The 19,195-nt window shown below is 65.6% G+C and carries 16 protein-coding genes; 4 read left to right on the forward strand and 12 right to left on the reverse strand.

The window, feature by feature from the left end; translation table 11 throughout:
• Positions 1–3: 3 nt before the first annotated feature.
• Both AC1D13_RS00400 and ppc read right to left on the reverse strand, forming a co-directional pair.
• Entirely contained in the window at positions 4–231 is a 228-nt protein-coding gene (locus AC1D13_RS00400; protein ID WP_457279414.1) for a hypothetical protein, read from the reverse strand.
• A gap of 215 nt (positions 232–446) precedes the next feature.
• On the reverse strand, positions 447–3,392 hold the full coding sequence (gene ppc / locus AC1D13_RS00405; protein ID WP_457279413.1) for a phosphoenolpyruvate carboxylase: 2,946 nt from the start codon (positions 3,390–3,392) through the stop codon (positions 447–449).
• Between the two features lie 104 nt (positions 3,393–3,496).
• Here ppc and hemC point away from each other — a divergent pair, with 104 nt between their 5' ends.
• From hemC to AC1D13_RS00425, 4 genes are read left to right on the forward strand one after another with little or no spacing between them, the layout of a single operon-like run.
• The gene (hemC, locus tag AC1D13_RS00410) at positions 3,497–4,462 is read left to right on the forward strand and encodes a hydroxymethylbilane synthase (RefSeq protein WP_477688756.1); all 966 of its coding nucleotides are present in this window, start codon (positions 3,497–3,499) and stop codon (positions 4,460–4,462) included.
• Positions 4,463–4,494: 32 nt separating this feature from the next.
• Complete coding sequence (locus AC1D13_RS00415; RefSeq protein WP_477688757.1) at positions 4,495–5,346, forward strand: uroporphyrinogen-III synthase; 852 nt, start codon at positions 4,495–4,497, stop codon at positions 5,344–5,346.
• The gene (locus AC1D13_RS00420; RefSeq protein WP_457279410.1) at positions 5,343–6,503 is read left to right on the forward strand and encodes a uroporphyrinogen-III C-methyltransferase; all 1,161 of its coding nucleotides are present in this window, start codon (positions 5,343–5,345) and stop codon (positions 6,501–6,503) included. The genes AC1D13_RS00415 and AC1D13_RS00420 overlap by 4 nt, the downstream gene beginning before the upstream one ends.
• Before the next feature lie 22 nt (positions 6,504–6,525).
• Positions 6,526–7,809: a heme biosynthesis HemY N-terminal domain-containing protein gene (locus AC1D13_RS00425; protein ID WP_457279409.1), complete on the forward strand. Its 1,284-nt coding sequence runs from the start codon at positions 6,526–6,528 to the stop codon at positions 7,807–7,809.
• 56 nt (positions 7,810–7,865) lie between these two features.
• On the opposite strand, the gene AC1D13_RS00430 is transcribed toward AC1D13_RS00425, so the two are convergent.
• The 10 genes from AC1D13_RS00430 to AC1D13_RS00475 all read right to left on the reverse strand — a co-directional run bounded on the left by AC1D13_RS00430 (position 7,866) and on the right by AC1D13_RS00475 (position 19,139).
• The gene (locus AC1D13_RS00430; RefSeq protein WP_457279408.1) at positions 7,866–8,408 is read right to left on the reverse strand and encodes a DUF805 domain-containing protein; all 543 of its coding nucleotides are present in this window, start codon (positions 8,406–8,408) and stop codon (positions 7,866–7,868) included.
• A gap of 65 nt (positions 8,409–8,473) precedes the next feature.
• Positions 8,474–9,829 carry a DUF58 domain-containing protein gene (locus AC1D13_RS00435; RefSeq protein ID WP_457279407.1) on the reverse strand — a complete coding sequence of 452 codons (1,356 nt, stop codon included), beginning with the start codon at positions 9,827–9,829 and terminating at the stop codon, positions 8,474–8,476.
• A gap of 22 nt (positions 9,830–9,851) precedes the next feature.
• Entirely contained in the window at positions 9,852–10,847 is a 996-nt protein-coding gene (locus AC1D13_RS00440; protein ID WP_457279406.1) for an AAA family ATPase, read from the reverse strand.
• 13 nt (positions 10,848–10,860) lie between these two features.
• Positions 10,861–12,129, reverse strand: a complete 1,269-nt coding sequence (locus AC1D13_RS00445) for a DUF4350 domain-containing protein (protein ID WP_477666227.1) — start codon at positions 12,127–12,129, stop codon at positions 10,861–10,863.
• Positions 12,126–12,905, reverse strand: a complete 780-nt coding sequence (locus AC1D13_RS00450) for a DUF4129 domain-containing protein (protein ID WP_477666228.1) — start codon at positions 12,903–12,905, stop codon at positions 12,126–12,128. Before AC1D13_RS00450 ends, AC1D13_RS00445 begins: the two co-directional genes overlap by 4 nt.
• Entirely contained in the window at positions 12,902–13,657 is a 756-nt protein-coding gene (locus AC1D13_RS00455; RefSeq protein ID WP_457279403.1) for a hypothetical protein, read from the reverse strand. The genes AC1D13_RS00450 and AC1D13_RS00455 overlap by 4 nt, the downstream gene beginning before the upstream one ends.
• A complete protein-coding gene (locus AC1D13_RS00460; protein ID WP_457279402.1) occupies positions 13,647–14,639 on the reverse strand; it encodes a stage II sporulation protein M in 993 nt (330 codons plus the stop codon). Before AC1D13_RS00460 ends, AC1D13_RS00455 begins: the two co-directional genes overlap by 11 nt.
• Positions 14,636–15,352 (reverse strand): RDD family protein, encoded by a 717-nt coding sequence (locus AC1D13_RS00465; protein WP_457279401.1) that lies wholly within the window; start codon positions 15,350–15,352, stop codon positions 14,636–14,638. The genes AC1D13_RS00460 and AC1D13_RS00465 overlap by 4 nt, the downstream gene beginning before the upstream one ends.
• Positions 15,353–15,368: 16 nt before the next feature.
• A complete protein-coding gene (locus AC1D13_RS00470; protein WP_457279400.1) occupies positions 15,369–15,878 on the reverse strand; it encodes an RDD family protein in 510 nt (169 codons plus the stop codon).
• A gap of 141 nt (positions 15,879–16,019) precedes the next feature.
• A complete protein-coding gene (locus tag AC1D13_RS00475) occupies positions 16,020–19,139 on the reverse strand; it encodes an Rne/Rng family ribonuclease (RefSeq protein WP_477688758.1) in 3,120 nt (1,039 codons plus the stop codon).
• Positions 19,140–19,195: the final 56 nt, after the last annotated feature.

The following is a 19,195-nucleotide window of genomic DNA, read 5'->3' on the forward strand; positions in this document are numbered from 1 at the left end:
CGCTCAGGCTACGGCTAACAGGCCAAGAAAAATAGCCAGTATGGCCGCGACTGTGATGATGCGCGGTGAGGCCAGGGAGTGCGCGGACTGAAGCCCGGACTGGAGCGTAAAAAACCGGCTGCGCGAATGCGCGCACTGATCCATGTGTGACGCCAGATCGGCGGCGTCGGTGGAAACAAAATCGTTTTGAATGGCGGACGGTGAGTCGGCCATGATCTCCAGGGTAGTCATGATTTTGCGCTCCGGGGGTAGCTGGTTTGGGCAACGCGTGGCGAAATACCCGCGTTGCTCCGTGTCTGACACCATGCTACGCACCGGCCCCTCGCGGGGCCATCAGAAGACGCTGGAGTTTGTCTAGGACAAGGCCTACAGTATGCGCCCCTGGTAATACCCCCACAGCGGGGAATCTCTCACGCGCAGCATGGCTGCCCGTTGTTCACGGCCATTCAACCTGTGTTGCGCAGGCCCGCGGCAATCCCGTTGATGGAAATGTGAATGCCGGTTTGCACCCGCTGGTCGGCCTGGCCGGCGCGGTAGCGCCGCACCAGCTCCACCTGGAGGTGGTGCAGGGGGTCGATGTACGGAAAACGGTGGCGGATGGAGCGCTGCAGGGCGGCGTTGCCCGCCAGCCGCTGCTTTTCCCCGGTGATCAGCGTCAGCGCCTCGGCCGTGCGGTGCCATTCGGACTCAATCGCACTGAAGATTTTTTTGCGCAGGCGCGCATCGCCCACCAGCTCCGAATAACGTGAGGCCAACGCCAGGTCGCTCTTGGCCAGCACCATGTCCATGTTGCTGAGCAGGGTGCGGAAAAACGGCCACTGCTTGTACATTTTTTGCAGCAATGCCAACGCTTCCCTGCGGCTGGCGGGCGTACCGCCCTGCTGGAGGAATTGCTCGATGGCCGAGCCGAAGCCATACCAGCCGGGCAGGGTCAGGCGGCACTGGCCCCAGCTGAAACCCCAGGGAATCGCACGCAGGTCTTCAATTTTCTGCGAAGCTTTGCGTGACGCCGGGCGGGAGCCGATGTTGAGTTCCGCAATCTCGCGGATCGGCGTGGAGCCAAAAAAGTATTCGGTGAACCCCGGGGTTTCATAAACCAGGTTGCGGTAGGCGGCCATGCTGGCCTGTGACAACTCGGCGGCGGCTTGCAAAAAGGCCTTGGTAGCGGGCTTGGTCGGCTGCAGCAGTGTGGCCTCCAGCGTGGCTGCCACCAGTGTTTCCAGGTTGCGCCGGCCGATTTCCGGATTGGCGTATTTGGAGCCGATCACTTCTCCTTGCTCGGTCAAACGGATCTGGCCGCGCACCGTGCCGGGCGGCTGCGCCAGGATGGCCTGGTAGCTCGGACCGCCGCCGCGGCCGACCGTGCCGCCGCGGCCATGGAACATGCGCAACTGGATGTTGTGCGAATTGGCCAGCTCGTCGAACAGCTCGACCAGCGCGATCTCGGCGCGGTACAACTCCCAGTTGCTGGTGAAGATGCCGCCATCCTTGTTGCTGTCCGAGTAGCCGAGCATGATGTCCTGCTCGGCACCGCTGCGCTTGACCAGCTGGGCGATGCCGGGCAGGGCGTAGAACTCGCGCATGATGGGCGCGGCATTGCGCAGGTCTTCGATGGTTTCAAACAGCGGCACGACGATGAGGTCGTTGGTGGCATGGCTGTCGAGCGTGGCGTGCATGAGGCCGACTTCTTTTTGCAGCAGCAGAACCTCGAGCAGATCGCTCACGGTCTCGGTATGGCTGATGATGTAGTGGCGGATCGCTTCCTTGCCGAAGCGGGCGCGCGCGGTGCGGGCCGCCTCAAAAATCGCCAGTTCACCGCGGGCGTGGGCTGAATAAGCGGTGCCGACCACGCGCAGCGGCCGTGCATCGTTGAGCAGGCCCATCAGCAGTGCGCGTTTGGCCGCTTCGTCCAGCTTGCCGTAATTCGCCTCGATGCGTGCAACGGCCAGCAGCTCGGCCACCACTTCTTCGTGCTTGTCGGAACTCTGGCGCAGGTCGACCGTGGCCAGGTGAAAACCAAACACTTCGACCGCGCGGATCAGCGGGTGCAGGCGCTGGGCGATCAGCGCTTCACCGTGATGGGCCTTGAGGGATCCTTCGATGGTGCGCAGGTCGGCCAGGAAGTCTTCCGACTTGAGGTAGGCGTTTTGCGGTGCCACGGCATGGCGCGCGGCATCGCCGCCGGTCAGGTCCTTGAGTGTGGCGGCCAGGCGTGCGTAGACGCCGGTGAGGGCGCGGCGATAGGGCTCGTCCTTGCGGTGTTCGCTGGTATCGGGCGAGCTTTCGGCGAGCAGCCGCATCGCGGGGCTGAATTCGACCAGCATGGCTGACAGCGAGAGCTCGCCGCCCAGGAAATGCACCTCGGTCAGGTAGTGGCGCAGCGCCACTTCTGCCTGCCGGCCCAACGCGTAATTGAGGGTGTCGGCGCTGACGTTGGGATTGCCGTCGCGGTCGCCGCCTATCCATTGGCCCATGCGCAGAAAGCTGTGTACCGGCTGGTTGCCCAGCTCGCGCTCCAGGTTGGCGTAAAGCTTGGGAATCTCCCGCAGGAAAGTGGCTTCGTAGTAGCTCAGCGCATTTTCGATCTCATCGGCGACGGTGAGTTTGGAAAACCGCAGCAAACGGGTTTGCCACAGCTGCATGACGCGGGCGCGAAGCTGCGCTTCATTGGCGGCCAGCTCGCGCGGTGTCAGCGCGTCCTTGGCGGCATTGACAGCTTGCGCCAGCGCCTTGATGTCGTCCCGCGCTGTCAGCAGCAGGGCGATGTCGCGCTCGGCGTCCAGGATGCTTTTGCGCTGCACCTCGGTCGGGTGGGCGGTAAGCACCGGCGAGACAAAGCTGTGCGCCAGGGTGGTGGAAATGGTTTTGGTCGAGATGCCGGCCCAGCGCAGTCGGGCCAGCGCCACGTCGATACTGCCTTCCTGCGTGTCGCCTGCGCGCTCGTGGACCGCGCGGCGGCGGATGTGGTGGCGGTCTTCGGCCAGGTTGGCCAGGTGGCTGAAATAGGTGAAGGCGCGGATCACGCTGACCGTCTGGTCGCCGGACAGGCCCTTGAGCAATTTCTTGAGCGACTTGTCGGCTTCGGGATCGGCGTCGCGCCGGAAGCTGACGGAGAGCTTGCGCACCTGCTCGATCAGTTCGTAGGCGGCAACGCCTTCCTGCTCGCGGATCACGTCGCCCAGAATGCGGCCCAAGAGGCGGATGTCTTCGACCAGCGGGCGTTCGTTGTCCCTGGAACGAGTGGACGACTTACCGCCCCCACGTTCACCCACTGCGTGTGGTTCTCTGCCCCCCGAGGGGGCTGGCCTTGCTTGGGGCGGCCCTGCGCTGCGGCCGCCGCTCTTGTCGCTGACAGCGGAGTTATTCCTTTTTACGCGCGCGGAAGTGACCATCTCTGCCCTCTAGTTCTTTAGCCTTGCATGCTAGCATTCACTTCCCCCCAAGTATTACAAGCAGGTTACGAGTGTCCGCAGCGTTTGAATCCAGACCGAATGATATGAAAAAAGTGGTCATCGCCACCCGCGAAAGCCGCCTCGCGATGTGGCAGGCCGAGCATGTGAAGGCGCTGCTGCAGGCGCGTCTGGGGTGGCAGGTCGAGCTGCTGGGCATGACCACACAGGGTGACCAGATCCTGGACCGCTCGCTGAGCAAGGTCGGCGGCAAGGGCCTGTTCGTCAAGGAACTCGAGGTAGCGCTCAGCGAAGGCCGGGCCGACCTGGCAGTGCATTCGCTCAAGGATGTGCCCATGGACCTGCCCGAAGGTTTTGCGCTGGCCTGTGTGCTGGAGCGCGAGGACCCGCGCGATGCTTTTGTCTCTAATCAATTTGCCACACTCGCGGATCTGCCGCAGGGCGCCGTGGTGGGCACTTCCAGCCTGCGCCGGCTGGTGCTGCTCAAGGCCATGCGCCCCGACCTGGTCATACAGCCGCTACGCGGCAACCTCGACACGCGCCTGCGCAAGCTCGACGAAGGCCAGTACCAGGCCATCGTGCTGGCGGCTGCGGGCCTGAAGCGCCTCGGTCTGGAATCACGCATCCGCAGCGCATTTGAGCCCGAAGACATGTTGCCGGCCGCAGGCCAGGGCGCCCTGGGCATCGAAGTGTGCGCCGATCGCGCCGACCTGATGGCCGCGTTGGCCACGCTGGCGCACCAGCCGACCTGGCTGGCCGTGACGGCCGAGCGTACGGTGTCGCGCGCCATGGGCGGCAGTTGTTCCATGCCGCTGGCGGCCTTTACGCAGGGTGCCGCCAATGGGGACGCCATGCAGCTCAATGCCGCCTGGGGCGACCCGGCCACCGCCGAGGCGCCATCCGCCGCCGCAGGCCCGCTGGCGCCGCTGGTGCAGGTCAACCAGACCGCCGTGGTGCGCAGCTTTGCCGAGGCCGAGGCCCTGGGCGAGGCCGTGGCGGCGCAATTGCGCGCCGGCGGCGCCGTGTGGGCCGGCAAAGCCCCGGGCGCCTGATGCCGCAGGCGCCGGTGCCTTCGACTGGCGCTATGACCCGCGTCATCGTGACGCGGCCCGTGCAGGATGCGCAGCACTGGGTGCAGCAACTGCAGCAGGGGGGCTTTGCCGCCGAGGCGCTGCCGCTGATTGACATCGCCCCCGCTCTGGATACGGCCGCGCTGGAGCGCGTCTGGCAAACACTGGGCCAATACGCCGCCTGCATGTTTGTCAGCGGCAATGCGGTGGAGTACTTTTTCAAGAAAAAAATGGCTGTAACCCATAAGGGGCATGCGCAAGCAGCTATCAATAACATAGCGAATGCCGATGCAATGCTGCCGGCTGCGCTGCGTTTCCTTGCGCCCGGGCCGGGCACTGTGGCGGCTTTGGTAGCCGCCGGGGTACCTGCCGGGCAGATCGATGCGCCGCCGGCCGATGCGGCCCAGTTTGATTCGGAAGCCCTGTGGGCGGTGACAGGCCTGCGCGACTGGCACGGCAAACGCGTGCTGGTGGTGCGGGGGGAAGGCGCTGTCTCGTCTGGGGCCACGGCATCTTCCGGCCGCGACTGGATCGCCCGCCAGTGGGAGGCCGCTGGTGCGCAGGTGGATTTTGTGGGGGTTTACCGGCGCCTTGCGCCTGTGCTCAGCGAAACACAACTTCAGCGCGCGCGCGCGGCCAGCGTGGATGGGTCTGTATGGCTCTTCAGCAGCTCTGAAGCGGTGGCCAACCTGACGGCCTTGCCTGCGCTGGCCGGGGTGGACTGGCGCCGCGCCCGCGCGGTGGCCACGCATCCGCGGATTGAGGAAGCCGTGCGTGCTGCCGGTTGGGGTGTTGTTGTGGCGTCACGTCCTGCCCTGAAGGACATCAGGGACACACTTGCCTCGATAGAATCTCTTTATCCATGAGTGACAGCCCTAACGCCCAGCCTCCATCCTCCACGCCAGACAACGAGCCGGTGCTGGAACGCGCGCTGGTGCCGCTTCCCCCGCAACCCGTTTCGCCCGACGTCTGGGTGGTGCCGCGCAAATGGGCGCTGCTGGTTGCCGCGCTGGCGGCTGCGGGCTTGCTCGTAAGCGGCTTGCTGTGGCAAAAGCTCGGCAATATCCAGGAAGAGCTGGCCCGCCGCAGCATTGATTCCGGCGCGCAGGCCATTGAAGCGCGCACACTGGCGCGCCAGGCCCAGGAAGGTACGCGCGAACTCTCCGCACGGCTGGCCATCCAGGAAACCCGCATCAGCGAAGTCAGCCTGCAGCGCACCCAGCTGGAGGAGCTCATGCAGAGCCTGTCGCGCTCGCGCGATGAGAATCTGGTGGTCGATGTGGAGTCGGCCCTGCGCCTGGCCCAGCAGCAGGCCCAGCTCACCGGCAGCGCCGAACCGCTGCTGGCCGCGCTCAAGTCGGCCGACCAGCGCCTGTCGCGCGCCGCGCAGCCGCGCCTGAACCCGCTGCAACGCGCCATTGCCAAAGACATGGACCGCATCAAGGCCGCAACGCTGACCGACGTGCCGGTTCTCATGCTCAAGCTCGACGAACTGGTCCGCATGGCAGACGACCTGCCGGTGGCCAACGCCATGGTGGCAGCCGGCCAGCGTGCATTGCCCGCTGCGGCCGCGCCGGCCTCCGCGCCGCGCGCTGCTGCGTCGGCCGCGTCTTCCGCCGGAAAGTCTTCCATGCTGGGATTCGACAAGCTGGCTCTCGATGCCTGGTCGCAGCGCACGCTGGACAACCTGCGCGAAGAAGCACGCAAGCTGCTGCGCGTGAGCCGCATTGACCAGCCCGAGGCCGCCCTTGTGTCGCCGGAGCAGTCGTTTTTCCTGCGGGAGAACCTCAAGCTGCGCCTGCTCAATGCGCGCCTGGGCCTGCTGTCGCGCCAGACGGATTCGGTGCGCGCCGACCTTGGCAGTGCCAATGCCTGGCTGGGCAAATATTTTGATGCCTCGTCCCGCAAAACGCAGGCCGCAGCGCAGTTGCTGGCCCAGGTCCAGGGCCAGCTGAAAACCAGCGAGCTTCCGCGCCTGGACGAAACCATGGCCGCGCTGGCCACAGCGGCCGCAGGCCGCTGAGCGGGAAAAGGCAGGAACCAGCATGCGCGCCGCCCTCTGGCTTTTGGCCCTGTTTGGCGTGGCCGTTGCCGTGGCCCTGTTTACGGGCAACAACCAGGCCGTGGTCACCATCTTCTGGCCGCCGCACCGTGTCGATATTTCCTTCAACCTGATGGTGATGCTGCTGGCAGCGCTTTTCCTGGTGTTGTACCTGGCCTTGCGCGCGCTGTCGGCGGTGTTTTCGCTGCCGGCGGAAGCCAGGCGCTGGCGTGCCCAGCAAAAAGAGCGTGCCATGTACGGCGCTCTCATGGATTCTCTGGCGCATCTGCTGGCGGGGCGCTACATCCGTTCGACCAAGTCGGCACAAAATGCGCTTGCGCAGGCAAAGAGCCTGAACCTGCTGACCGACGAATCCGGCCATGTGACAGGCCACAGCACCAGCCGCGGCAGACAGTTGCGTTCGCTGGCCCATCTTCTGGTGGCCGAAGCCGCGCAGGCGCTCCAAAACAAGAGCTTGCGCGACCAGCACCTGCAATTGGCGTTGAAGAGCTCCCGTCATGCGCAGGAAGTGCGTGAGGGCGTGCAGTTCCGTGCGGCTCGCTGGGCGCTGGACGATCGTGACGCGGGTGCGGCACTGGATTGGCTGGGCCAGCTTCCGCAGGGGGCATCGCGCCGCACGCTGGCCCTGCGCATGAAGCTGCGCGCCTCGCGGCATGCGCGGCACACGGCGCAAGCGCTGGAAACCGCGCGCCTGCTGGCCAAGCACCGCGCTTTTTCGCAGGCGGCGGCGCAAAGCATTGTGCGCGGTCTGGCCCTGGAGCTGCTGAACGATGCGCACGACCCCGCGCAGCTGCAGCAGGCCTGGTTCTCGCTGGATGACACCGAACGCGCCATGCCCGAGCTGGTGGTGCATGCGGCGTCGCGCCTGATGGCGCTGCACGGTGACCCGGAACTGGCCCGCAGCTGGCTCCTGCAGGTCTGGGACCGCATGATGCAGCCGCGCTCGGAGATCGGCGACAACCTGCGTATCAAGCTGATCGGTGTCCTCGAAGGCGGCCTGGATTCGCTGGACGCAGCCTGGCTGGCCCGCATTGAAAACGCACAACTCAGCCGTCCGCGCGATGCCAACCTGCAATACCTGGCGGGCATGGCTTGCCTGAGCCGCCAGCTCTGGGGCAAGTCCCGCCAGTTGCTGACGCAGGCGGCGCCGGCGCTTCAGGATGTAACGCTTCACCGCAATGCCTGGCGCGCCCTGGCGCTGCTGGCTGAGCAGCGTGAGGACGAGGCGGGCGCTGCGCAAGCCTACAAGCGCGCCGCGCAGATATAGACAGGCTCTGAGCGCGCGCCTCGCTCCTGGCAGGCATGCCGCCCGCCGTGGCAGGTTTAGGGCTTGACCACCTGGGCCGCTTTGGCCCGCTGCACATAACCCTGGTAAGCCGGCAAAGCGATGGCGGCGATGATGCCGATGACCATGATGATGGGAAACATCAGGGCGCCGATTTTGACCAGCGTGGTGTTGGGAGGCGGAGGGGCGCCAAAGCGGTTGCTGCCCTGGGTTCCCGAATTGAAAATCCAGACCAATCCCACCAGGGGGATGAAGGCCAGGATCGCCGTCCAGCCGCTCCATCCCATGTCGTGGCTGCGCTGGATAGTCAGCAGGATGAGAAAAAGAAAATAGGGAATCATGACCACGAAACCAACGATGCCCGCTGCGGCGCCGGCGCCGGCAGCGCCTGCCAGCATGCTGAGTCCGAAGACGCCCACCAGCAAAAGCAGGTAGCCCACAAAGGTGCGGGCCAGGTACCGCATGCGTCCGACGCGACCCCTGGCAGAGAACCACTTGACGGGTTGTGTATCTCCCTCACGGTCATAGACATCAGCGACTGCCGCGCGCGGTGCGGCATAAGGATTCATGGCTTCAGACATTTCTCTTTCCCTCCTGTTGTTGAAAAACGAAGAATAACCGCTGCCGGGCTGAATGCAATGCCCGCTTACAGCAGGCCGGCGCGTTTGACCGCGTGGTAGCGGTTCACCAGCGAGACGGCCAGTTGCGTCGGCTCCACATCCATCGACAGCGGGTCATTGCCGACCACCCGCGCAAAGGCATCGCGCCGCGACTGCCCGAACAGGTGGGCCGCGGCGACATCCACGGCATCCGCCGGGCTGGACAGCACCTGGCCGGCGATGCGGCCAAGCACCCGCTCGCGCAGGCTCGCCACCAGGACGAGGTGCTTGCGGCGTAACAGTTTGAGCGCGGGACGCAGCTCAGCCGAATCCTCGTCGCGGAAGTTGGTTAGCACTATCACCAGTGCACGGCGACGCTGTACACGCAGCAGTTCCTGCGCCGCCATGAGATAGTCCGAATGCATGGCGCCGGGCTGGATGTCGTGCAGGCGATTCATGAGGGCATTCAGTGTGGCGGCGCCTTTGCGGGGCGCAAAGTCACGACGATGCCCAGGTAAACCGCCGAAAGTCATTGCGCCGACCTCGTCGCCTTCTTTCAGTGCGACATAGCTCAGCAGCATCAGCGCGTTGAGGGCCTCGTCGAAATGGCTGCTGCCGCGCAGTTCTTGCTCCGGGCTGCTTTCATCAGCGCGCATGCGGCGGCCGCAGTCGAGCAGGAAAAACACACACTGGTCGCGGTCGTCCTGGAATTCACGCACGATGGGCCGCTGGTGGCGCAGTGTGGCCTTCCAGTCGATGTGCCGCAGGGAGTCCCCGGTTTTGTAATCAGCAAGCTGGCGGAAATCAGTGCCCAGCCCGCGCTGGACATAGGTCTTAATGCCGATCTGGGCGAGCCGCCGGTCACCGGAAAGCCACGCATAGCGGGCCAGTGCGGCAAAGTTGGGATAAACGCGCAGCTTCCCGGGCTGGCCCAGCGCCTGCTGCACCTCGAAACAGCCGCCGCGAGTGTGCCAGCGCAGCTGGGTCGTGCCGAAAAGGGCGACGCCACGCTCTCTCGCGGTCACCGTGTATCGCAACTCGGCGCGCGAAGCCGGTGGCACGGTGACGGCCTGTGGCAGGCCTTCAAAGGTAAACCGCGGATCGACCTCATCGAACACCGTCACTGCCCAGGCCAGGGGACCGTCATTGACCAGCGCCAGTGTCAGCACCGTTGGCACGCCCAGTGAAAAAGCGCCGGGCAGCGTGCGCTCAATGCGCAGCGGCGCGGTCCTCCATAGGCGCAGGCTGCGCCAGAGATCAAAAATGGCGCCTGCCAGCGCCGCCAGCAAGACGGCGCCGGCCAGTATCGCGACCCGGTCAACCGGCAAACCCCCGAGCAAGGCCAGCGCGGCGGCCGCCGTGATGCAAGCCAGCACCCTGACAGTCGTTTTTGCGGGGATCACCAACCGGCGCATGAGTTGCGGCCTAGAGACGGGGGGCCTGGACGCTGCCCAAGGCACTGCGCAGCAAGTCGTCAACACCGAGGCCTTCCAGCTGCGCATCGGGCGAAATCATCACCCGGTGGCGCAAGGCCGGCAGGGCCTGCCGTGCCACATCGTCGGGTGTGATGAAGTCCCGTCCGTGCATGAGCGCGCCGGCCCGCGCAGCCCGCACCAGGGCCATGGTGCCGCGCGGCCCTGCCCCCGACGAAAGTCCTGGCCAGTCGCGCGTGGCGCGGGCGATGCGGACCGCATAGTCAATGACCTGTTCGTGCGCCTGCACCAGGCTGGCCAGCCGCTGCAGTTCAAGCACCTGCGCGTCGTCCAGGCACGGCCTGACCGCATCAAGCGGCAACTGGTTGCCGGCACGCTGGCCGGTGGTCAGCTGCACGATCGCCTTTTCTTCAGCATGGCTGGGGAAGTCGATGTTGATCTTGAGCAGGAACCGGTCCAGTTGCGCCTCCGGCAGAGGGTAGGTGCCCTCGGTATCGATCGGGTTTTGTGTCGCCATCACCATGAAGGGACGGGGCAGCGGCATGGCCTTTCCTTCGAGCGTGACCTGGTATTCCTGCATCACTTCAAGCAAGGCACTCTGGGTTTTGGCTGGTGCGCGGTTGATTTCATCCGCCAGCAGCAGGTGCGTGAAGACCGGCCCCTGGTGTACCCGCAGCGTGCCGATGCCGGCTTCGCTCCGGGTCGATGGGTCCAGCACGGAATGACCCGTGATGTCCGAGGGCATCAGGTCGGGCGTGAATTGCACGCGGGCGTAGCGCAGGCTCATGGCTTGCGCCAATGCGCGCGCCAGCAATGTCTTGCCCAGTCCCGGTACACCCTCAATCAGGACGTGGCCGGATGCGACCAGCGCCACCAGGGTCTGGTCGACGGCTTCCGACTGGCCGACAACGGCTTTGCCGACCTCCTGGCGCAGGGTTTGCAGCGACTCGGCTGCGCGGCTCAGTTCTTCGTTGGGAATGAATGACATGGTGTTTCTCGGTTCAGGATGAAGGAGGAGATGAAGCGGCAGAGGAGGCGCTGGGTGAGGCACCGGGTGAAACGGGAGACGTGAAAGCTGTTGGCGGCCGCGTGTCGGGCCCTGTGGCGTCGAGGCGCCGGCGGGCGGTTTCGATCAATTCCAGGTCGGCGGCCAGCACGCCGGGGTTGCGCGACCTGACTGCCTGGGCGCGTTCCAGCAACAGGGCGTCCAGGCCGGTGGCGCGTGCGATCTCGACTGTGCGTTGCTTCGGATCAAGCTGTGAAAACCGGCGCAATTGCCGGGTGGCCGATTCGTGCAGCGCGCGAAGCTGCGCTGTATGCAAGGCCTTCGGCCCGTGCATATGCAGAAAACGCGCCGTACCGCGCACTTGCTCGGCCATCGAGCGCCGGTGAGCGCTTGCGGACGCTGCCAACGGCCCGAAGCGCACGCTGGCGCGCCACAGGGCCAGCGCCAGTGCCAGCAAGCCGAGCAACAGGGCGGCCCAGGCCTGGTGCCACAGCCAGGGCATGAAGGGCTCCCGGGCCTCTTCGGCGACAAACCAGAATTCAGTGCCGGCGCGCGCCTGCAATGCCGCGGCCGCCAGCTGCGCATTGTCGGCGCGCAGCAGGTTGCTATTGTCCAGCAGGTTCCATCCACCGAGCACGGTGACCGTGCCCTGGCCGACCTGCACGCGCACGGCCTCGGTGCCGGCCGTGCCGCGCAGGGACCACAGCGGTGCGGCCAGCCGATTCACCGGCAGGTACTGGGGGCTGAAATATGCGCCGCAGGCGCGATAGACACGGCTGTCGCTGTAGCTCGCGATGACCTCGGCGGGCTCTTCCAGCGCGCGGCAGTCCATGTCCTTGACGGGTTTGGCCAATGGGCGCGGCGGCACCGTGGGCGGCTCCCACTTCAAGGGGCTTTGCTCCGTGACGGGTAGCCAGTCCTTTAGCGATTTATGGCCGGCCAGGAAGCCCGGGATGACCAGATGCCCACCCTGTGCCACCCAGGCACGCAGGCGCTGCGCGCGTTCAGGGAACAGGTCCCAGTTGCGTGACACAAGCACCAGCCGGGCATGCGGCGGCGGCATGGCATCCAGGCTTTTGTGCCGCACGACCCGCGCACCCAGGGCGACCAGCAGTTTTTCGGTGGCGTAAAGCGGGTTGGTGAGGGCCTCACCCTTGGCTGGTGTGGGGGTGTCGACGTCCACCCATTCAGTGGCCGACATCAGCCAGGCGCTGCCCGCCAGCAACAGCACGCCGAGCAGGATGAGGATCAGTCGGTCCCTCATGCGATGGCTTTCGCCGGGGCGGTGGGTGCGCCCAGCCGCGCGTCAAATTCGGCGCACAGCGCCAGCACGCCGGCCGTGGGCGGCAGGCGTCCGCCATAGGCCGCCAGCTGCCAGGCGGTCACCAGTCGCGCGAAAAACTCCAGCGACATGGGCGCCAGCCGGCCCTCGCTGAGAGCCACGCATTCGCCTTCGGTGCTGGCGTTGCGGATGGGCACCGCATGCAGGTGGACCAGGCGGGAAAGCGCGCCGCGGTAGAGCAGCGACAGCGCAGGCCGCCGCTGGCCGCGCTGCCAGAGCGAGGCGACTTCGGCGCCCACGTCGTCGGGGAGGCTTTCAGGCCGTATGTCCAGGCTGCCGATATGGCTGGGCAGGGGCGCCATCCGGTGCCGGCCGCCGTCGGCCCGCACCTTCACCCAGCGCCGTATGCCGACCACCAGCCAGGCCAGGGCCAGCGCGCCCAGCGCCCACACCAGCAGGCGCGCGCCCTCGGACACCTTGGCCACCAAATCCTTGAGCCAGTTGAGGCTGTCGCGATCCTTCTTTTTGTCTTCCGGCTTTTTGTCCTGGCTCTTGAAGCGCAGGGATTTTTCGCTCTTGCTGCCGGGCAAGTTGGGATCGGCGCGAACCCGGTCGGCGGCCGATTGCACCTGCTGGCGCGAGGGCGGCTCGGCTGGCGCCGCAGCCGGGTTGGCCCACGATGGCATACCCGCCATCACGGCGCAGGCCGCGGCCCATCGCCATGAAAAGCGCCTTGCGGCGTGGCGAGAAGCCATCATGGCCGGCCTTTCGCCGCTGCGGGGCTGAAGGTGCGGCGAAATTCCTGCTCGATGTCCCAGGCCTCGAGCTCGACGCGCCGGTTCAGGTACATCGCAAATCCGGCGGCCACAAAAAAGGGCTCGATCAAACCGACGACGAAAGCGTACACCGCGGCAAAAAGCAGGCTTTGCGCCGAAGCCTCTGAGTCGAGCAGCCAACGCCAGACGTCTCCGAAGCTTCCCTCAGGAGCGAACCACAGCAGCGCCGACAGGATCGCGAGTTCGAGCGCGATCTCGACATTGGCAAAAATCATCTGCATGCCGGCGCCCGCACCACGGCGCCCGCGCAGCAATTGGTCGCGCCGCTTGCGCCTGGCGCCGCCGCGTTGGCCTTCGAGCTGATCGACGGCCTGCGTGAACGAACGCCAGGGAGACAGGCGCCGCCATAGCAGTGTCCGGAGCAACTGGCCGCCCCAGACCATCCCACGGTGCTGCCAGAGGTCGTTCCACCGGGTGGGCTGGCCGAACACCGCGCGTGACAGGATGAACAACAAGGTACGGTCAAACCAGGGCTTGAGGCAGAAAATCAACAGCCCGGGGAGCCAGCCGGCAAACTCCGCCGTGCACAGCACCAGTACGATGACGACCACATACATGGGCAGGAAAGTGCGCCAGATGGAATCGGCATGGCGGCGCACCAGTGCGACACCCAGGTCCGCGGCTTCGGCCATGGGCCGTGGCCGCAGTGCGACGGCGAGTGCATCAACCTGCATGGTGTTTTCCGGGGTCCGCGGGGACGGCGCGCGGCCTTCCCTGCCACCCGAGGTAAGCCAGCACCAGTGCCCAGCAGGCTGCGCCCGCACCATATTTCACAGCGGGCGTGACCCATCGCGCCGAAGACCAGAAAGCCTCGACGGCGGCAGCGATCAGCAGAAGGCCGATGACGCCGTAAATCACCACGATGGCATGGCGGGCCGCCAGCCGGAGCGCCTCTAGCCGGGTATGCCGGCCCGGCGCGATCAGTGCATAGCCCAGCCTGAGTCCCGCGGCGCCCGCCAGCACGATGGCGGTCAGTTCAAAGGCGCCGTGGGTGATGACGAAGGAGCAGAAGTTCTGCCCGTGGCCGGCGGCAATCAGGTAACCGCCGACGGCGCCTATCTGCACCCCATTGAACAGCAGCACGCCGGCGCTGCCGACCCCGCCGAAGATGCCGGCCGCGAAGCAGCGAAAGCCGATGCCGATGTTGTGCATGACGTAATAGCCGAACATTTGCCAGTCACCACCGGCGTCGCGGTTGCGCCCGAAGGACCTTGCGCTGTCGCCGTACATGCCGTCGAACTGCTGCACTTGCGTCGCGTCCATCAAGTGCAGGATGAAACCGGGGTCGCGGTAAGTCGCCAGGCCGGCAGCCAGCAGCGGCAGCACGAACAGCAGGAACGCCACCAGCAGGTAGGCCCGGTGCGCGCGTACGGCTTGCGGGAAGTCAACCAGCGCCAGCCGTCCAAGGCGCGCCAGGCCGTAGTCGTGCTGCCGGTAGATCAGCCGATGCGCGCCTTGCGTCAACGTTTCGAGCCTTTGCGTCAGATGAACGGGATAGGCGCGAGCCTGCGCCAGCGCCAGGTGCTCGCAAACACGGCGGTAGAGGGTGGCCAGCCGCGCACCGTCGAACTTGCGCTGGGTTTCGGCGATACCTATCACCGTCTCGAGTTCGGTCCAGAGGGGCGCATACAGGGCTTCAAATTGCAGAGGCGTCATCGGCGCGAGTCTCCTTCACGCCGGCCCATCAGCCATTGCGCCAGCCCGAGCAGGCGTTGTGTGGCGCTGCTGCCTGGCACACCCGTGCCAAGCACGGGCTCTGCCAGCGCTGCGAGTTCGCCGAAACGTTCAGGGGTTAATCGCGTTGCACGGCCGGCCCAGGAGAGCACCGAGGCCTGTTCGGTGGCGGATAGGGGCCGTGCGGGGGCCAGCGGATCAGCCAAGGGAACATCGCCATGAAGCTTGACGGATTCGCTAAACACCACAAGGGTGCCGGCGGCCAGATCACCCAGCCGTTTGCTGTCGCTGCGCCAGAGGACGCAGAGCAGTCCGGCACCAAACAGCGCCGGCATGAAGTCGGCGGCTCGCAGGAGGTTGCGGGTCAGCGAGGCGGCAGGCGTTACCGGCAGGCCGGAATCCATCACCACACGCAAGCCCATCGCGCGCTTGCCAGGAGTGGCCGCGGCGCGGGTCAACTCGAACACCACGGGATAAAACCACTCGAGGCCGAAGTAGGTCACCAGCAGGATTGCCGCGCCCGCCTTGCCCATTACTCCGACCACTACGGCCACAGCGATAAACAGGCATGACCGTATGGCCAGGTCGATCAGGTAGGCTTGCCCGCGTGCCACGATGCCGGCGGGCCGTAAGGACAATGTGATGCCCTCCGGTGTTTCGGCCGTGTACAGCGTATCGAGGCGCGCGGTTGTCACAGGGCTGGGCTGCCTGTCAGATCTTGAAGACCACGGTGTCCGCAATCTCGTCATGCAGGCAGCGACGGGATTTCCGGAAAATCATCAGGCAGTCCAGCAGGGAATAGACCCACAGGACGACCATCATGATGCTGGCCGCGAACCCCGCGCCATATCGGAGGGCCAGGCGCTTGACGGAAACGGACTCCCCCGAAGGTCGGGCAATCCGTATCTTGAGCAAGACCTTGCCAATCGTCTGGCCCCGTGTCGCGAGCAGGTAGCCGTTGAGCACAAGAAAAATCAGGGCACCGACACCCATGCTCACCAGATCGACGGACCACATGTCGCGTCCTTCCGTGTTCCAGGGATTGAAGGGCGTCAGTACCGACACCAGCCAAAGGAAGAGGGACTGAAAAACAGCGTCGAGCATCACGGCGCAAAATCGCCGCATGCGACTGGCCAGCTCAGGCCCGTCTGACGCCGCGACCACGTCGTCTACGCTGGCCTGCGGCGGCGCGTAGCGCGCATCGTGCTGCGGATTGTCCATCGTCCTCTCCCCATGCCTATTTTGTTGGGTTGATTCTAGGGCCTCTTAACGACATTGCTGCAAGATAGGAAGGACGTAAAAAAGGCCCGCATTTGCGGGCCTTTTGGTGAGGTGCCGCTTATGCGGCAGAGGTCGGCGCGTTTACTGGCCGGCCGATTGCTCGAAAGGCAGCTTCACAGCGCCGAGATCGCGCTTGGTCTCGACCAGCACCAGCGGGCCTTCGTCGGCGACCACCAGCGGTGGGCGCTCACGCGGTACGTGGACCGGCTTGGCTTCGGCGGCGATGGCGGCTTTGGCTTCGGCGATCTTGGCGGCATCTGAGTTGACCCACTGCAAGCCTGAGGACTGGGCGACCTGAACCAGGTCCTGCAGGGGCAAGTCGTAAGACTGAACCTTGGGCAGGCTGGCGGCAACCGGCGCAGCGGCTGGCGCCGGTGCGGGGGCAGGAGCTGCTACGGGTGCGGCAACGGCTACCGGGGCCACGTAAGCTGGAGCCGGTACAGCAGCCGGAGCGGCGGCAGCTACCGGCGCTACAAATTCAGGAGCTGCTTGCGCACGCTGCTCTTGGGCTTGTGGCTGATTTGGCTCTAAAGATTCGCCTTGACCGCTTGCCTGTCCGGCGTCTGCGGGTTGCTCGCTGCGTTCACCGTTTTCGCCGCGTTCGCGGCGGTCACGGCCATAGCGGTCGCGGCTACGGCGTTCGCGTGGCTGGCGTTGCTCTTCGCCCTGGCCGTTTTGTGCAGGAGCGATCACATTGCCCGCATCGTCCAGTACGGGGGCTGCCGCTGCGGCTTCAGGGTTGAAGCCGGCGCTGCCTTCAGCGGCAGCATTCTGGCCTTCGGCGCCTTCAGGGCGGTCTCCCCGGCGGTCGTTGCGACGGCCGTTGCGGTCGCCGCGGTCACGGCGGCCTTCACCACGCTCTCCACGCGGCTCACGGTTGCCTTGTGGGCGTTCGCCGTCTTGCGGTGCGCGTTCCTGGCGCGGCTCGCCGGCTTCACCGCCCATGGCGGCTGCCATGGCGGCCTGGTTGGCCAGTGCGAGGTCCTGCTCGACGGAGTCGCGCTGAATGCGCTCACCACCGCGCTCGCCACGTTCACCGCGCTCGCGGCGGCCGCGGCCTTCGCGGCCGGGGTTTTCGCTGCGGGGCTGGTCGCCGGCATTTTCAGGACGGCTTTCGCCGCGGGCTTCACCAGCTGGGCGTTCCTGGCGGCCGGCTTCGTTGCGGCCTTCCGGGTTGCGTTCGCGGCGCTCGCCGCCACGGCCTTCATTGCGGCCTTCGCCGCGGCCCTGGCCCTCTGGGCGTGGTTCGCGTCCTTCGCGGTTTTCGCCTCGGCCTTCACCGCCGCGTCCTTCGCTGCGGCCGCGGCCACCGCGGCGGCCGTCGCGGCCTCCGCGTTCGCCGCCACGGTCCGGACGCTCACCGCGTCCATCACCACGGCCATCGCGGCCTTCACGCCGGCCTTCGCCGCGCTCGTCTTTTTTCACTTCTTTGGCGGCAGGTGCCGGAGCTGGTGTTTCCGCGCCGCCGAACAGGCTCTTGATCCAGCCGAAGAAACCTTTTTCTGCAGGCGCAGCTGCAGCCGGGGCAGGGCGGCGCGACTGGGGCTTGGGAGCCGCTTGTGGTGCCACTTCCGGCTTGGGCGGGGCCACAGGCGCGGGTGCATCGGGCAGTACGCCCTTGATGATGGGCTCCTGCTTGTTGTGCTTTTCCTGGCTGCGGCGCGTGACGGTGGTCGGATCCTCGATTTCGTCGGCCATCTTGTAGCTGGCGGCGATGTTGTCCAGGCGCGGGTCGTCGTGTTTCAGGCGTTCCAGGCGGTAGTTGGGGGTCTCCAGCGTCTTGTTGGGCACCAGCAGCACATTGATGCGCTGCTTGACTTCGATCTTGGCGATCTCGGAGCGCTTTTCATTCAGCAGGAAAGACGCCACGTCAACCGGGACCTGGCACAACACCGAGGCCGTGCTGTCCTTGAGGGACTCTTCCTGGATGATGCGCAGGATCTGCAGCGCCGAGCTTTCGGTGTCGCGGATATGGCCGGAGCCGCCGCAACGCGGGCAGGGGATGGACGCGCCTTCCGACAGGGCGGGGCGCAGGCGCTGGCGGCTCATTTCCATGAGGCCGAATTTGCTGATGGTGCCGAACTGCACGCGGGCGCGGTCTTGCCGCAGCGCGTCGCGCAGGCGGTTTTCCACGTCGCGGCGGTTGCGCGACTCTTCCATGTCGATAAAGTCGATGACGATCAGGCCGCCGAGATCGCGCAAACGCATCTGGCGCGCCACTTCGTCGGCGGCTTCGAGGTTGGTGCGGGTGGCGGTTTCTTCGATGTCGCCGCCCTTGATGGCGCGAGCGGAGTTGACGTCGACCGACACCAGTGCTTCGGTGTGGTCGATCACGATGGCGCCGCCGGAAGGTAGCTGCACGGTGCGGGCGTAAGCCGACTCGATCTGGTGCTCGATCTGGAAGCGGCTGAACAGCGGCGCGTCGTCGCGGTAGCGCTTGACGCGATGCTCGTGCTCGGGCATCACGTGGGCCATGAACTGGCGGGCCTGTTCATAGACGTCGTCGGTGTCAAAGAGGATGTCGCCGATGTCGCTGTTGAAGTAGTCGCGGATGGCGCGGATCACGAGGCTGGATTCCTGGTAAATCAGGTAGGCGCCTTTGCCGCCCTTGCCAGCGCCGTCAATGGCGGTCCAGAGCTTGAGCAGGTAGTTCAAGTCCCACTGGAGCTCTGGCGCGCTGCGGCCGATACCGGCGGTGCGCGCAATGATGGACATCCCGTTGGGATATTCCAGCTGGTCCATATTCTCCTTGAGCTCGGCCCGGTCTTCGCCTTCGATACGGCGGCTTACGCCACCGCCGCGAGGATTGTTCGGCATCAGGACCACATAGCGGCCTGCCAGGGAGACGAAGGTGGTGAGGGCTGCGCCCTTGTTGCCGCGCTCTTCTTTTTCGACCTGGACCAGCAGTTCCTGGCCTTCACGGATCACATCGTTGATGCGCGCCTGGTTGACGGGCACGCCCTGGGCGAAGTATTGCTTGGAGATTTCCTTGAACGGCAGGAAGCCGTGGCGGTCTTCGCCGTAGTCGACGAAGCAGGCTTCCAGCGAGGGCTCGACGCGGGTGACGACGGCCTTGTAGATGTTGCCCTTGCGCTGTTCGCGCCCTTCAATTTCAATTTCGTAGTCGAGGAGTTTTTGTCCATCGACGATCGCCAGACGGCGTTCTTCAGCCTGTGTGGCGTTTACCAGCATCCGTTTCATGGGTAGCCTTCCTTATCGTTCTTCGTTTTGATGTCATGTCTTGAACATCAATCACA

The organism is Polaromonas sp. P1_E12, from assembly GCF_056405975.1.